The organism is Stenotrophomonas maltophilia complex sp. Om-AH-Sm3 (genome assembly GCF_059337855.1).
This window is the reverse complement of record NZ_JBYBLQ010000005.1, coordinates 103969-118392: the sequence shown is the minus strand read 5'-3', so window position 1 is coordinate 118392 and position 14424 is coordinate 103969. Positions and strand designations below refer to the sequence as shown.

The window sequence follows — 14424 nt, the reverse complement described above, 5'->3', positions numbered from 1 at the left end:
GGATGCGTCCATGACCCCGGCCATCAACCTGCTCAAGCGCGAGAAGATCGCCCACACCGTGCGCAGCTATGTGCACGACGCCCACGCCGAATCGTATGGCGGCGAAGCCGTCGACAAGCTCGGCCTCGACCCGGCCCAGGTCTTCAAGACCCTGCTGGCCAGCACTGAAGCACATGAACTGCTGGTGGCGATCGTGCCGGTGGCCGGCCACCTGGACCTGAAGGCGCTGGCCGAAGCGGCCGGCTGCAAGAAGTGCGAGATGGCCGCCGCCGACGCCGCGCAGCGTGCGACCGGCTACCTGGTCGGCGGCATCAGCCCGCTGGGGCAGAAGAAGCGCCTGCGCACGTTCCTGGATGCCAGCGCGCAGGTGTTGCCCACGCTGCACGTCAGCGCCGGCCGCCGTGGCCTGGAAGTGGAACTGGCGCCGGCCGACCTGCTGCGCCTGACCGCCGGCCACTACGCTGCCATCGGCAAGGCACGCTGATGCGCTGGCCGTGGTCTGCGGCACCGCCGCCCAGGCTGGAAGACGCGCAGGCCGATGTGCTGCTGCAGGACCTGCTGTCGCGCGACGCGACGCGCATCACCGACGCCGCCCGCATCGTCGCACGACTGTTCAGTGCACCGTCGCTGGACGCATTGGCCGCGCATGTGGACCTGATTGAACGCAGCTGCCACGGCATCACCCTCGGCGGCATGCTGATCAGCAACCAGGCGCATCTGGAGGCGGCCCTGAAACGGCTGCGTCACTGGCAGGCACACGCAGGCTGCCTGTGCGCGCTCAATCCCGGCTACCCGTTCTTCGATCCGCGCCGCCTGATCGAACAAGGGCAGATGCAGCTGCTCGCGTTGCAGGAGGCCGAGGATGGTTGGGGCGATTGCCACAACGTTGCCTGCATGCACTGCGGCCAGCATTGGCAGGCCATCGACCGCGAGTACCACTACCCGTGGTGGGAATGGAAAGCTGCCTGAAGGCCAGGCAGCCAAGCATGGCGTGGCTCTACTGCGGTCCGTACACTCACGCGATGCGTGGATGACCAATATCGCTCACGGCCGCCAGTTCGCGTTGCTCTCCCAGAACTCGACAGAACGCCGGTAGGCCTCGCGGTCCAACGGCACGCCGGAACCGCCCTCTTCCACGCCCAGCGCATTGCGCATCATCGTGATCGGCGCCATCGGCACCTCTTCCGGCTCGGCGGTATAGATACAGCCGACGATGCCCCAGTCGGCCTCGATCGGCGAGCCTTCCTTCGCCAGTTGCTCGGCGCTGTACAGGATCACCACCAGATAGTTCGCACGCGGCGACTCCACGCCCTCGAACCAGCGCACCAGCACCGGCAGTTCGTCGCGATTGCGTGCCTCGTAACCACTGCGCAGCAGATGGCGGTTGGCCTCGGTGATCGGCACGGTCAGGCAGCGCGTGCTGGTCCAGTTCTCGTAGACGAACAGTTTGCAGAACGGCGCATAGCCGTCCAGTACCTTCATCGGCGCGTGCGCGTTGAGGTGCGCTTCGAACTGCTCGGCAGTGCAGTCCTGGATCGTGTTGCCACGCGGTACGCGCGGGAACAGGCGGGGACGGGCGAAATCGGTGAGAACGATGGACATGGCGCGGCGTGATCAGGGAATCCGCTGCACAGGGTACCTGCCCACGCGGCATGGAGGGCGGGATGCCGATGGTCACTGGCATCGGCACCCATGTTGGCGCACCCTGCAGGCGACCCCATGCAAGGATTGCCGGTTCATGGATGCACTACCCCGCTCCGCCCGTCGTCGCCGCTGGCCGCGCGTGCTGGCCGTGCTCCTGCTGGTCCCCCCCCTGTTGTTCACCGCCGCCCTGCTCTGGCCGCTGTCTGAACCACCGCTGCCCCACCCCGGCAACAGTCACGTGATCGTCAACGCACGCGTGGTGGACATCGCCCGCGGCCAGGCCAGCGAACCCACCACGGTGACCGTGCGCAACGGCACCATCACCGCCATCGGTGAAGACCCGCCGGAGACCACGTTGCCGGTTCTCGATGCGGGCGGACGCTGGCTGCTGCCCGGTTTCTGGGACATGCACACCCATGCACTGCAGCTGTCACCGCAACTGCAGTTTCCGTTGATGCTGGCCAACGGCATCACCGGTACCCGCGACATGATGGACTGCCCACAGGCCACCGATCCGCTGATCGCCTGCGTGGCCGACAAGCGCCGCTGGACCGCACAGGCCATTGCCGGGCAGCAGGTTGCACCGCGCTTCGTACAGATCGCCAGCTTCTATTTTGAGGACCCGGCGCTGACGCCGGATGCAGCGGGCGAACGTGCACACGCGTACCGCGCACGCGGCGTCGATGCGTTCAAGGTCTACAACCGCCTTCGCGCCGAGACCTACCAGCGGCTGGCCAGCGAAGCGCGGCAGCTGCATCTGCCCCTGGTCGGACACCTGCCCAGGGCGGTCCCGCTGGAAGCCGCATTGCACGCGGGCCAGCGCAGCTTCGAGCACGGCCATCTGTTCGTGCGCCATTGCGTGGACAGTGCCGCCGCCTGGCGCGAAGGCTCGCTCGATGACGGGAACCCGACCGCGCTCGCCGAAGCCATGGTGGGTGACTACCAGCCCGCCCTCTGCGCCCAGGCGTTCGACCTGATGCAGGCCAGCGGTGCGGCGTTCGTACCGACCCATGTCACCCGCGAAGAGGATGCACGCGCGCGCGATCCGGCGTTCGTCGACGACCCGCGCCTGGCCTACCTGGATCCGCTCTCGCGCTGGGCATGGCGCGACGATCTGAAGGCCACCGTGGCGCGCTATCCCGGCGCGCGCGGCGAACAGGCGCTGAAGGCCTACTTCACCCATGGCCTGGCGCTCACCGGCGCCGCCCATCGGGCTGGCGTGACCGTACTGGTCGGCACCGATACCGGACTGGGTGGACTGCGTTACCACGACGAACTGCAGTGGCTGCGGCAGGCGGGGCTGAGCCAGGCCGACGTGCTGCGTACGGCCACGCTGCAGGCAGCGCGTCATCTGCAGCTGCAGGCATCGCATGGCAGCGTCGAGGTCGGCCGGGCCGCCGACCTGGTGTTGCTCGATGGCGATCCGCTGCTGGACACCGGCAACACGCGCCGCATCCACGCCGTGCTGCTGGCCGGGCACTTGTACGACCGCCCGCGCCTGGACGCACTGTGGGCGTACGCCCGTGCACAGGCACGCTCGCCGGCGGTGATGGCGCGCCTGCTGTGGGGCTTCATCACCAGCCCGGTCAGCGCTGAGCTGTAGCAGCCTGTCCCGCGCGAGCGCCCGGCAGCGGCCACGCTTCCACATATTCGCGCACATCCATCTTGATGAAGCGATATACTGATCCACACCCGCCGCCGCCGCCCGTGCCATGACTGCCATCAGCTTCGAGTTCTATCCGCCCAAGACCGATGAACAGCGCAGCCAGCTGGATCGCGCCGCAGCCAAGCTGAAGGACTACGGCCCCGAGTACGTGTCCTGTACCTTCGGCGCTGGTGGCTCGACGCTGAGCTATACCTCCGAGACCGTGCGCCATCTCAACCAGCACCATGGCTTCGAGGCCGCACCGCATCTGTCGTGTGTCGGCGGCACCCGCCAGGAAATCCGCGAACTGCTCAAGCTGTACCGCGCCATCGGCTGCCATCGCCTGGTCGCGCTGCGCGGCGACCTGCCCTCCGGCATGGGCTTCCCCGGCGACATGCGCTATGCCGCCGAGCTGATCGAGTTCATCCGCGCCGAACACGGCGATGCGTTCCGCATCGAGGTAGGTGCCTACCCGGAGACCCACCCACAGGCCTCCGATGCATTGGCCGACCTGAAGCACTTCAAGGCCAAGATCGATGCCGGCGCCGACGCGGCGATCACCCAGTATTTCTACAACCCGGATGCGTACTTCCACTTCGTCGATGCCGTGCGCCGGCTCGGCGTACAGGTACCGATCACGCCCGGCATCATGCCGATCGCCAACTTCAGCCAGCTGCGCCGTTTCTCCGAGCAGTGCGGTGCGGAGATCCCGCGCTGGATCAGCCGCAAGATGCAGGCCTATGGCGATGACGCCGAATCGGTGCGGGCGTTCGGTACCGAAGTGGTCGCCAGGCTGTGCCAGCGCCTGGTCGAGGGCGGCGCGCCGGGCCTGCACTTCTACACCCTGAATCTGGCCAAGCCGACCACGTCGGTGCTGAAGCTGCTGCACGGCTGAAAGCACGCCATGCCACCGCGATCGGCGCTACCCTGCGTCGATGAACCGGCTTTCCTTCCTGCTGTTGCTGCTGTCATTGTGCTCGGCATCGAGCGTTGTCCATGCGCAGTCCACGCGCTTGAACCGCTGCACCGATGCGCAGGGCCAGAGCGTGTATACCGACCGGCCCTGCGACAGCGTCGGCGCCCGATCACGATTGCCACCGCCCGCGCCCACCGGCAGCACCCTGCGGCGCGACACCCTGGGGGCGCGCTGCCCACGGCGCCTTAGCGAGCTGGTGGACGCGCTGCGCATCGGCATCCTCAGCAACGATGTGAACCGGTTGTCGTCGCTGTACCTGTGGGGCGCGGTCTCCGATGCCGGTGCGCAGCGCATCCTCGGTCAACTGGAATCGCTGGCGCGGCGGCCGCTGGTAGACGTGGTACCGGTGTATCCCTCGCAGGCGCTGCCGCAATCGCAGGATGAGGATCAGAGCCCTGCGGCGCAGGTATCCGACCCGGAGCCGTCGGCCGTGCGGCATCCGGTCGGCCTGCGCCTGGAACAGACCCTGCCCGGCAGCGTGTCGCGCGCTTCGACGGTGCTGGGGTTGCGGCGTCAATACGGGTGTTTCTGGATCACGTTGTGACCGGGAGGGCTCACGCCGGCCACAACCCGCCAATCGCAGCGATACCCTGCCCACCGTGGCGACGGGCTTCGGCGATATGGCCGGCGACCATCCCACCCAACGCGTAGATCGGCAGCGACACCTGTGCGCGCAGCGCGGCGAAGGCCTCCCAGCCCAGCGGCACTGCCCCGGGGTGGCTGGCCGTGGCCTGCACCGGGCCGAGCACCACGAAGTCGCAGCCCAGCCGCTGCGCCGCCTGCAGCTGCTCCAGGTCGTGGCAGGACGCGGCGACAAGCTGCCCTTCCGGCAAGGGCCGTTCCTGCAGGTCCTGCAGCTGCTCGCTGCCCAGGTGCACACCCACGCCCAGTGCGCGTGCCAGCGCGACATCGCGGTTGACCAGCCATTGCACGCCGCGACGATGCGCGCGCACGGCCTGTTCGATCATTGCCTGCCGTTGCGGGTGTTCCGGTGGCAGGCGCAGCTGGATGCGCTGCTGGCCCGCCGCGACCGCGCGCTGCAGGCAGTCATGCCAGTGCTGCACGCCGCTGGCATCGTCAGCCGGCGCCGGCGTGATCAGGTAGCGGTCCGGTTGGCGCAGTGCGGCCACCACCGGCAGGTCGGCCGGCGGCATCGAATAGCGGCCCAGCTTGTCCTGCGCCACCCAGGTGATCGCCTGGCCTTCGCGGCCGCGCGGGGTGCCCTTCCAGCTACGCACATGGCGCACTTCCAGGGTCAGGTGCTTGTCCGGATAGCGCTGCGGCACGTCCATCAGCCACTCGCCGACATCGGCCTCGATGCCCAGCTCTTCGCGCAGTTCACGCGCCAGCGCCTGTTCAGAGGTCTCGCCGGATTCGCGCTTGCCGCCGGGGAACTCCCACAGGCCGGCCATGTCGCGGTTCTCGGTACGGCGGTTGAGCAGCACGCGGCCACGGGCGTCGGTGATGACGGCGGCCACGACGTGGATCGATCGGGTGGGGGAAGGCATGGGGGAAGCATGCCCAGAACAGTGCGGCCGGCGCAATCACGGATCCTGTGCAACTCCCCCGCAACAAACGAAAAGCCCCGCTTTCGCGGGGCTCTTCGGGATCAGCTCAGCTGGCCGTGGCAATGCTTGTACTTCTTGCCACTGCCGCACGGGCACGGATCGTTGCGGCCGATCTTCGGCTCGTCGCGCTGCATCTGCGCGACGCCCTGCTGCGCAGCCTGCACCTGCGCGGCTTCCTCGTCGGCACTGTAGCCGCCCGCATCCTGGTGCTGGAACTGCGACTGGCTCAGGCGAGCCTGCGCCTGCTGCCGCTCGGCGGCCTCCAGGGCCTGCACTTCCTCGTCGCTGCGGATACGCACGCGGGCCAGCAGGGTCACCACTTCGCGCTTGACGTTCTCCAGCATGTCCGAGAACAGCTCGAAGGCTTCCTTCTTGTATTCCTGCTTGGGCTGTTTCTGCGCGTAACCACGCAGGTAGATGCCCTGGCGCAGGTAATCCATGCGCGCCAGGTGCTCCTTCCAGCTCTGGTCCAGCACGGTCAGCATCACGTGCTTCTCCAGCGCGCGCATGGTCTCTTCGCCCAGGCTGGCTTCCTTCTCGGCGAAGTGCTGGTTGACGCGCTCCTGGACCTTGCTGGCGATGGCCTCGGCGTCCAGTTCCTCATGCTGCTTGACCAGGTCGGTCAGCGACATCTGCAGGCCGAAGTCCGACTCCAGGGTCGCTTCCAGGCCACGCAGGTCCCACTGCTCGTCGATCGAGTTCGGCGGCACGAAGCGCGCAACGATGTCGAAGATCACGTCGTCACGGATGCCGTCGACGTTGTCCTTCACCGATTCGGCGTCCAGCAGCTCGTCGCGCTGGGCGTAGATCACCTTGCGCTGATCGTTGTTGACGTCGTCGAAGTCCAGCAGGTTCTTGCGGATGTCAAAGTTGTGGGCCTCGACCTTGCGCTGCGCCTTTTCGATCTGGCGGCTGACCAGGCGGTCCTCGATGACGTCGTCTTCCTTCATGCCCATCATGCGCATGGCCTTCTGCACCCAGTCGGAGGCGAAGATGCGCATCAGGTTGTCTTCCAGCGACAGGTAGAAACGGGACGAACCCGGGTCACCCTGGCGGCCCGAACGGCCGCGCAGCTGGTTGTCGATACGACGCGACTCGTGGCGCTCGGTGCCGACGATATGCAGGCCGCCAGCGGCCTTCACTGCATCGTGGCGCTTCTGCCATTCGGCCTTGACCGCCGCCTTCTGCTCGTCGGTTGCGTCCTCGCCCAGAGCGTGGATCTCGGCTTCCAGCGAGCCGCCCAGCACGATGTCGGTACCACGACCGGCCATGTTGGTGGCGATGGTCACCGCCGCCGGGCGGCCCGCGTTGGCGACGATGGTCGCTTCGCGGTCATGCTGCTTGGCGTTGAGCACTTCGTGCTTCACGCCGGCCTTGCTCAGGTGCTCGGACAGCATTTCCGAGGTTTCGATCGAGGTGGTACCCACCAGCACCGGCTGGCCGCGCTTGGCGCACTCTTCGATGTCGGCCAGCACCGCATTGAACTTGCCCTTGCGGTTGAGGAACACCTGGTCCGGGCTGTCCTTGCGGATGGTCGGGCGGTTGGTCGGGATCACCACCACTTCCAGGCCATAGATGCTCTGGAACTCGAACGCTTCGGTATCGGCCGTACCGGTCATGCCGGACAGCTTCTTGTACATGCGGAACAGGTTCTGGAAGGTGATGCTCGCCAGCGTCTGGTTCTCGCGCTGCACCGGCACGCCTTCCTTCGCTTCCACCGCCTGGTGCAGGCCATCGGACCAGCGGCGGCCGGCCAGGGTACGGCCGGTGAATTCGTCGACGATGACCACTTCGCCATCGCGCACGATGTAGTCCACGTCACGCTGGTAGATCGCGTGCGCGCGCAGGGCGGCGTTGAGGTGGTGCACCACGGTCAGGTTCTGCGCCGCGTACAGGCCTTCGGTCTCGCCATCGAGGATGCCGGCCTCGACCAGCAGCTGCTCGGCGTGCTCCATGCCCGCTTCGGACAGGTGCACCTGCTTGCCCTTCTCGTCGACCCAGAAATCGCCTTCGCCGTCTTCCGCTTCCTGCTTGACCAGGTGCGGCACGACACGGTTGACGCGGATGTACAGCTCCGGGGAATCATCCGCCGGACCGGAGATGATCAGCGGGGTGCGCGCTTCGTCGATCAGGATGGAGTCGACTTCGTCGACGATGGCGTAGTGCAGGCCGCGCTGGTAGCGGTCGGCCTTGGACAGCGCCATGTTGTCGCGCAGGTAGTCGAAACCGAATTCGTTGTTGGTGCCGTAGGTGATGTCCGCAGCGTAGGCTTCGCGCTTGTCGCTGTGCGGCATGCCCGGGTACACCACGCCCACGCTCAGGCCCAGCCAGTTGTACAGCTTGCCCATCTGCGCGGCGTCGCGGCGGGCCAGGTAGTCGTTCACGGTGACCACGTGCACGCCCTTGCCTTCCAGCGCGTTGAGGTACACCGGCAGGGTCGCCACCAGGGTCTTGCCTTCACCGGTGCGCATTTCTGCGATCTTGCCCAGGTGAAGCACCATGCCGCCGATCAGCTGCACGTCGTAGTGGCGCATGCCCAGCACGCGGCGACCGGCTTCGCGGCAGACCGCGAACGCTTCCGGCAGCACCTTGTCCAGGGCTTCACCGCCAGCAATGCGCTGCTTGAACTCCGGCGTCTTGGCCTGAAGCTGCTCGTCGGACAGCTTCTCGATCTCCGGCTCCAGCGCATTGATCTTGGCGACGATGCGGTTGAGCTGGCGCAGCTGTCGTTCGTTACGACTGCCAAATACGCGGGTAAGCAGGCTGTTGATCATTGAAGGAACCGGGTTGGATGGACACGACGCCCGGCCTCCCCCTGGGGATCCGTCCGCCGCAAACGAAACAGGGCGCCTGGCGCCCTGTCGATGGCAACACCCATTGTAGCTTGGGACGGCCCCAAGGGGTTTCAACCCTTTGGCGGCAATGGCATCCGAACATTCCCGGTAGTGCCGGCCGCTGGCCGGGTACGCGTCAGCGCATACGCGCTGGCGCTCCCACGCTTCGCTGCGCGAACCGCGGGCCCCGCTCACCTCGCCTCCACACCCCCGCGCCTACGGCGCTGCCCCCGTACTCCGGGGGCGGTAGTGCCGACGGCAGCCGGCACCCCAATGTGGCATCAGCCGCGGCTGACGCGGCCGACCGGCGTGTTGCCGCCGTCGCCAAGGAATTTGCGCGGGTTGACCACGTTGCCGTTCTCCCACACTTCGAAGTGCACGTGGGCGCCGGTCGAACGACCGGTGGAACCGGCCTTGGCCACTTCCTGGCCGGCACGGACCAGGTCACCGGCCTTCACCACCAGGCGCGAATTGTGCGCGTAGCGGGTGACATAGCCATTGCCATGGTCGACATCGACGACATTGCCGTAGCCGCCCTTCACGTTGGCGAAGCTGACCACGCCCTCGGCCACGGCCATCACCGGGTCACCGACCTTTGCGTGGAAGTCCATGCCCTTGTGGGTGGCGGCACCGCGGCCGAACGGGTCGGCACGGGTGCCGAAACCGGAGGTCACGTAGCTGTTGCGGATCGGCATGCGCGAGGGCACGGCGTTCTGCTGCAGCTGGTGGTCGAACATCAGCGATTCCATCACCGACAACTGGCGGCCTGAAGCAGCGAAGCGCTGCTCCAGCACCTGTAAGTCGGCGTTGACGTCCTTGACCGGGATGTCGCTGGTCGGGCCGCCTGCGTCACCGTCACCGAGGCCGGGGGTCTCGTTGAAGTCGAACTCGCCGTCCTCCAGCTTGCCCATCTGGGTCAGCCGTTCGCCGAGGGCGTTGAGGCGGGTCGCCTGGGCCTGCAGCTCGCCGAGGCGAGCCGCCAGCGCATTGACCTGGGTCTGCGCATCGCGCTTGACCTTGGCCAGCTCCGCATCCTGGCGCTCGACCTTGGCCTGCAGCCGGGAATCATTCAGCGCGCTGGCGCCAATGCCGCCAGCAAGGCCGATAATGCAGCCTACCCCGAGCACGCTGCCCAGCAGGGCGCGGGGGCGGTCCTCGAAATAGAACCGCAAACGCGTGATCGGCGACGATTTGGCCTGTCCTTCACGCGTTTTGATTACGATCTTTTTGAATGCCATCAGTGAGTTTTCATGTCTGAGCCGAAATCCAGCGTTCGCCCCGCGTCGGCACCGAAACCGGCGCTGGATGCGGTAATGGCGGACAAAAGCGGGAACCCGCTGCGGCGTGCCTTGTGGCTCGACGCGCTGGACCGTCAGTTGCGCCCCCAGTTGCCGCCACCTCTGCGCAGCCGTTGCCGGCTGGCCAATGTGGACGGGGAACACCTCGTTTTTCTCGTCGAGTCCCCGGTCTGGCATGCCAAGTTGCGGCTTGCCGAAGCCCAGCTGCTCGACGCGGCCCGTTCCATCGGGCTGAAGGCCACCAGGGTGACCATCAAGACTGCGTCTCCCACTCCCACGCGCTCCCCAGCGCTCGACAACCGGAATGGACCCCACGCAGTTTCAGCCGCCACGCACAAAGGGCTACGCGACGCCTTGGCTTGCCTGCAGGACGTTCCTTCGAAGCCGAAGAAACGGTCCTGATGGCAACGGAGCATCCGGCTCCGCTCCCCGTCGCGCGTGTCACCACGGCGTGAAACATTTCGGGGGCCGGGTCGCATCCTAGCGGCCATCCGGGGGCCTGTCGTTAGATTGTTGTTAAAACTGCGTTAAATTCAGGCTTCTGATCCAACAGGTTCACAAAACCGTGACCTTGAACCAGCCTTGACGTCTTTCAAGCACGCTGAATGCGTCGGCGACGGCGGAAACAAGAACGCCGCCCAGGAAGGCGGCGTTTTTATCTTTAAATTCAACAGCCTATGGAATCAGGCATACGCCGGGGTGCCGTATTCCACCGGATCCGGGGTGGCCGGCGAGTCGAAGCTGACCCATTCCCAGGAACTGGCATCGGCCATCAGGGCCCGCACCAGCTTGTTGTTGAGCGCGTGGCCGGACTTGAAGCCTTCGTAGGCACCCAACACCTGGCCACCGGCCAGATAGAGGTCGCCGATGGCGTCAAGGATCTTGTGGCGCACGAATTCGTCGGCGTAGCGCAGGCCGTCTTCGTTGAGCACGCGGAACTCGTCCAGCACGATGGCGTTGTCCATCGAACCGCCCAGGCCCAGGTTGCGCTCGCGCATGTACTCCAGGTCGCGCATGAAACCAAAGGTGCGCGCGCGGGAGATTTCCTTGGTGTAGGCCAGCGTCGAGAACTCGATTTCCTGGCGCGACTGCTTGGCCGGAATCATCGGGTGGTCGAACTGGATGGTGAAGCCCAGCTTGTAACCCTCGTACGGGGTGAAGCGGGCCACCTTGTCGCCCTCGGTCACTTCCACAGTCTTCAGCACGCGGATGAAGCGCTTGGGCGCATCCTGTTCCACGATGCCGGCCGACTGCAGCAGGAACACGAACGGACCGGACGAACCGTCCATGATCGGCAGCTCGGCCGAGGACAGTTCGACGATGATGTTGTCCACACCCAGGCCGGCCAGCGCCGACATCAGGTGTTCGACGGTCTGGATCTTGGCGTCGTTGCAGGTCAGGCCGGTGCACAGGGTCACTTCGGTGACCAGTTCGGCCTTGGCCGGCACTTCCACCACCGGGTCCAGGTCCACGCGGCGGAACACGATGCCATGGTTGACCGGTGCCGGGCGCAGGGTCATGTAGACCTTGTCACCACTATGCAGGCCAACGCCGGTGGCGCGGATCGTGTTCTTGAGGGTGCGTTGCTGGATCATGGGGATGGACCGGAAGTGACACATTAGATTAACACGCGCACTCCCCTACCCTGGCTGAAACGCCAGTGACAGCCACCGGCAGGACACACCGGCACGCCGCTGGGAAAGCGCGTGAAGCAGGGCGGCCGGGCCCATCCTGGCCCGGCGCCCGCATTTTCAGGACATGGTGGCGCAACCCGGGGAGGACAACCCCGGGCCGCCCCGCTTAGTCCGCCTGGCGGCGCAGGAAGGCCGGGATGTCCAGGTAGTCGTTCGGCAGTTCCGCCGCTGCCGGGGCCGAAGCCGCCGGGGCCGACGGGGCGGAAGCCGCCGCGGTATCGCTGCTGGCGCGACGCAGGCCCAGGCCCATGCCGCCCACGGCCTTGGACACGGCGTCGCCGCCGTTGTCGAACTCGCCGAACTCCGGCTGGCCGGTGGTGGCGTTGCGGACCAGCTTGATCGGTGCACGCTCGCCCGGACGCTGGGTCTTGCTGGCCGATACGCGGTTCAGGCCAGTGGCCACCACGGTCACGCGCACTTCGTCCTGCATGTCCGGGTCCAGCACGGTGCCGACCACGACGGTGGCGTCTTCCGAAGCGAAGCCGTCGATGGTGCGGCCGATCTCGTCGAACTCGGCCATGGTGAAGTCGGCGCCGGCGGTGATGTTGACCAGGATGCCGTTGGCACCGGCCAGGTTCACATCGTCCAGCAGCGGGTTCTGGATTGCCGATTCGGCAGCGGCCTGGGCGCGGTCATCGCCCCGTGCAGTGCCGGTACCCATCATCGCCAGGCCCATTTCGGACATGACGGTGCGCACGTCGGCGAAGTCGACGTTGATCAGGCCCGGACGCACGATGAGGTCGGCGATGCCCTGCACGGCGCCCTGCAGCACGTCATTGGCGGCGCGGAAGGCCTGGATCATGGTCGCGTTGCGACCCAGCACGGTGATCAGCTTCTCGTTCGGGATCGTGATCAGCGAGTCGCAGTGCTGGCTCAGTTCCTCGATGCCCTTCAGCGCCACCTGCATGCGGCGACGGCCTTCGAACGGGAACGGCTTGGTGACCACGGCCACGGTCAGGATGCCCATTTCCTTGGCCAGCTGCGCCACCACCGGCGCAGCGCCGGTGCCGGTGCCGCCGCCCATGCCGGCGGTGATGAACACCATGTCCGCGCCCTGCAGCGCGTCCATGATGCGCTCACGGTCTTCCAGCGCGGCCTGGCGGCCGACTTCCGGGTTCGCGCCTGCGCCCAGGCCCTTGGTCACGTTGGTACCCAGCTGCAGCTGCAGCTTGGCACCACAATTCTTGATGGCCTGCGAGTCGGTGTTGGCGGTGATGAACTCCACGCCGTCCACCGCCGAGTTGACCATGTGCGCCACGGCATTGCCGCCGCCGCCGCCCACGCCAACCACCTTGATCACCGCATTGGGTGCCATCTTTTCGATCAGTTCAAAATGCGCCATGTCCGTGTCCTCGTTGTATCCGCTTGTCGGTGGCATGGACGGTCGGGCCTCCTGCCTTCGCGTGTCATGTTGCCGTTGCGGCTGTGTGGGTTGTGTAGTGCGTTGTTGCGTTGTGATGCGGGTACTGCGGGTGTTGCGCCGGGCCGGGCCCGGAGTTACGGGTTCCGCGTCAGAACTCGCCGCGGAACCAGGTCTTGAGCTTCTTGAACATGCTTCCAGCGCGCCCGGTCGGCAGCGACGGCCGCCGCGGGTGCTCGATCTGGCTGCCCATCAGCAGCAGGCCCACGCCGGTGGCGTGCACCGGGTTGCCGACCACTTCGCCCAGGCCGGTGACGTGCTGCGGGATGCCCACGCGCACCGGCATCTGCAGCATTTCCTCGGCCAGTTCGACCACGCCTTCCATCTTCGATGCGCCCCCGGTCAGCACCATGCCGGCGCGCACCAGTTCCTCGAAGCCGGAGCGGCGCAGTTCGGCCTGCACCATCTCGAAGATCTCCTCGTAGCGACCCTGCACGGCCTGCGCCAGCGAATGGCGCGGCATGCGGCGCGGCGGGCGGTCGCCGACCGACGGCACCTGGATGCTCTCCTCGGCCGTGGCCAGCTGGGCCAGGGCGCAGGCATAGCGCACCTTGATCTGCTCGGCTTCCGGGGTCGGCGTGCGCAGCATGTGCGCGATATCGTTGGTCACGTGGTCGCCGGCGATCGGCAGCGAGGCGGTGTGGCAGATCGCGCCCTGCACGAACACCGCGATGTCGGTAGTACCGGCGCCCATGTCGACCAGCACCACGCCCAGCTCGCGCTCGTCGGCGGTCAGCACCGCCACGCTGGAGGCCAGCGAGGACAGCACCAGGTCGTCCACCTGCAGGCCGCAGCGCTGCACGCACTTGCTGATGTTGGCCGCCGCCGACTGCGCGCACACCACCAGGTGCGCATGTACCTCCAGGCGCACGCCGGTCATGCCGACCGGGTTGCGGATGCCCTCCTGCGAATCGTCCAGCACGTACTCGCGCGGAATCGCGTGCAGGATCTTCTGGTCGGCCGGGATCGCCACCGCCTTGGCTGCGTCGAGCACGCGATCTAGGTCGCCCCAGGTCACTTCACCGTCGCGGATCGGCACGATGCCCGGCGAGTTCTTGCACTGCACGTGGTTGCCGGAGATCGAGGCGTACACCGAACGGATCTCGCAGCCGGCCATCAGCTCGGCTTCTTCCACCGCACGCTGGATCGACTGCACGGTCGATTCGATGTCCACCACCACGCCACGCTTCAGCCCGCGCGATTCGTGCGAGCCGATGCCGATCACTTCGATCGGGTTGCCCGGCGAATACTCGCCCACCAGCGCCACCACCTTGGAGGTGCCGATGTCCAGGCCAACGATCAGCGATTTGTCACCCTTGCGATTCATGTCCTTTCCTGCGTGCTT

The 14424-nt window shown here is 66.7% G+C and carries 13 protein-coding genes; 6 read left to right on the top strand and 7 right to left on the bottom strand.

Annotated elements, in window-relative coordinates; genetic code table 11:
- Positions 1-10 precede the first annotated feature (10 nt).
- Together ybaK and AC10QF_RS08175 are read left to right on the top strand one after the other, a co-directional pair.
- Positions 11-484 (top strand): Cys-tRNA(Pro) deacylase, encoded by a 474-nt coding sequence (gene ybaK / locus AC10QF_RS08180; RefSeq protein WP_005415308.1) that lies wholly within the window; start codon positions 11-13, stop codon positions 482-484.
- Entirely contained in the window at positions 484-969 is a 486-nt protein-coding gene (locus AC10QF_RS08175) for a hypothetical protein (RefSeq protein ID WP_005415307.1), read from the top strand. Before ybaK ends, AC10QF_RS08175 begins: the two co-directional genes overlap by 1 nt.
- A gap of 75 nt (positions 970-1044) precedes the next feature.
- Here the strand turns inward: AC10QF_RS08175 and AC10QF_RS08170 are convergent, their stop codons facing one another.
- Complete coding sequence (locus AC10QF_RS08170) at positions 1045-1602, bottom strand: DUF3228 family protein (protein ID WP_053498826.1); 558 nt, start codon at positions 1600-1602, stop codon at positions 1045-1047.
- Positions 1603-1738: 136 nt separating this feature from the next.
- Between AC10QF_RS08170 and AC10QF_RS08165 the strand changes: the two genes are divergently transcribed.
- From AC10QF_RS08165 to AC10QF_RS08155, 3 genes are all read left to right on the top strand, one after another.
- A complete protein-coding gene (locus tag AC10QF_RS08165; protein ID WP_069139509.1) occupies positions 1739-3247 on the top strand; it encodes an amidohydrolase family protein in 1509 nt (502 codons plus the stop codon).
- A gap of 109 nt (positions 3248-3356) precedes the next feature.
- Entirely contained in the window at positions 3357-4184 is an 828-nt protein-coding gene (gene metF, locus AC10QF_RS08160) for a methylenetetrahydrofolate reductase [NAD(P)H] (protein ID WP_005415304.1), read from the top strand.
- Positions 4185-4224: 40 nt separating this feature from the next.
- Entirely contained in the window at positions 4225-4809 is a 585-nt protein-coding gene (locus AC10QF_RS08155; RefSeq protein WP_053498830.1) for a DUF4124 domain-containing protein, read from the top strand.
- 10 nt (positions 4810-4819) lie between these two features.
- Here the strand turns inward: AC10QF_RS08155 and AC10QF_RS08150 are convergent, their stop codons facing one another.
- The 3 genes from AC10QF_RS08150 to AC10QF_RS08140 form a co-directional block, all read right to left on the bottom strand.
- Positions 4820-5773: a Nudix family hydrolase gene (locus AC10QF_RS08150; RefSeq protein ID WP_494542029.1), complete on the bottom strand. Its 954-nt coding sequence runs from the start codon at positions 5771-5773 to the stop codon at positions 4820-4822.
- A gap of 101 nt (positions 5774-5874) precedes the next feature.
- Complete coding sequence (gene secA / locus AC10QF_RS08145; protein WP_005415301.1) at positions 5875-8607, bottom strand: preprotein translocase subunit SecA; 2733 nt, start codon at positions 8605-8607, stop codon at positions 5875-5877.
- Positions 8608-8948: 341 nt separating this feature from the next.
- Entirely contained in the window at positions 8949-9905 is a 957-nt protein-coding gene (locus AC10QF_RS08140; protein ID WP_494542028.1) for a M23 family metallopeptidase, read from the bottom strand.
- A gap of 12 nt (positions 9906-9917) precedes the next feature.
- On the opposite strand from AC10QF_RS08140, the gene AC10QF_RS08135 reads away from it, so the two are divergent.
- Positions 9918-10367, top strand: a complete 450-nt coding sequence (locus AC10QF_RS08135; protein WP_049413132.1) for a DciA family protein — start codon at positions 9918-9920, stop codon at positions 10365-10367.
- A 281-nt stretch (positions 10368-10648) separates the two neighbouring features.
- On the opposite strand, the gene lpxC is transcribed toward AC10QF_RS08135, so the two are convergent.
- The 3 genes from lpxC to ftsA form a co-directional block, all read right to left on the bottom strand.
- On the bottom strand, positions 10649-11560 hold the full coding sequence (gene lpxC, locus AC10QF_RS08130; protein WP_494542027.1) for a UDP-3-O-acyl-N-acetylglucosamine deacetylase: 912 nt from the start codon (positions 11558-11560) through the stop codon (positions 10649-10651).
- Between the two features lie 205 nt (positions 11561-11765).
- The gene (ftsZ, locus tag AC10QF_RS08125) at positions 11766-13001 is read right to left on the bottom strand and encodes a cell division protein FtsZ (protein WP_005415297.1); all 1236 of its coding nucleotides are present in this window, start codon (positions 12999-13001) and stop codon (positions 11766-11768) included.
- Positions 13002-13170: 169 nt separating this feature from the next.
- A complete protein-coding gene (ftsA, locus tag AC10QF_RS08120; protein ID WP_005408083.1) occupies positions 13171-14406 on the bottom strand; it encodes a cell division protein FtsA in 1236 nt (411 codons plus the stop codon).
- Between the last annotated feature and the right edge of the window lie 18 nt (positions 14407-14424).

Excerpts from the sequence above, each read along its gene's own strand:
- secA (WP_005415301.1), bottom strand. The coding sequence starts at position 8,607 with ATGATCAACAGCCTGCTTACCCGCGTATTTGGCAGTCGTAACGAACGA.
- ftsA (WP_005408083.1), bottom strand. The coding sequence starts at position 14,406 with ATGAATCGCAAGGGTGACAAATCGCTGATCGTTGGCCTGGACATCGGC.
- AC10QF_RS08150 (WP_494542029.1), bottom strand. The coding sequence starts at position 5,773 with ATGCCTTCCCCCACCCGATCGATCCACGTCGTGGCCGCCGTCATCACC.
- AC10QF_RS08135 (WP_049413132.1), top strand. The coding sequence starts at position 9,918 with ATGTCTGAGCCGAAATCCAGCGTTCGCCCCGCGTCGGCACCGAAACCG.
- lpxC (WP_494542027.1), bottom strand. The coding sequence starts at position 11,560 with ATGATCCAGCAACGCACCCTCAAGAACACGATCCGCGCCACCGGCGTT.
- ybaK (WP_005415308.1), top strand. The coding sequence starts at position 11 with ATGACCCCGGCCATCAACCTGCTCAAGCGCGAGAAGATCGCCCACACC.
- AC10QF_RS08155 (WP_053498830.1), top strand. The coding sequence starts at position 4,225 with ATGAACCGGCTTTCCTTCCTGCTGTTGCTGCTGTCATTGTGCTCGGCA.
- AC10QF_RS08165 (WP_069139509.1), top strand. The coding sequence starts at position 1,739 with ATGGATGCACTACCCCGCTCCGCCCGTCGTCGCCGCTGGCCGCGCGTG.
- AC10QF_RS08170 (WP_053498826.1), bottom strand. The coding sequence starts at position 1,602 with ATGTCCATCGTTCTCACCGATTTCGCCCGTCCCCGCCTGTTCCCGCGC.
- metF (WP_005415304.1), top strand. The coding sequence starts at position 3,357 with ATGACTGCCATCAGCTTCGAGTTCTATCCGCCCAAGACCGATGAACAG.
- ftsZ (WP_005415297.1), bottom strand. The coding sequence starts at position 13,001 with ATGGCGCATTTTGAACTGATCGAAAAGATGGCACCCAATGCGGTGATC.
- AC10QF_RS08140 (WP_494542028.1), bottom strand. The coding sequence starts at position 9,905 with ATGGCATTCAAAAAGATCGTAATCAAAACGCGTGAAGGACAGGCCAAA.
- AC10QF_RS08175 (WP_005415307.1), top strand. The coding sequence starts at position 484 with ATGCGCTGGCCGTGGTCTGCGGCACCGCCGCCCAGGCTGGAAGACGCG.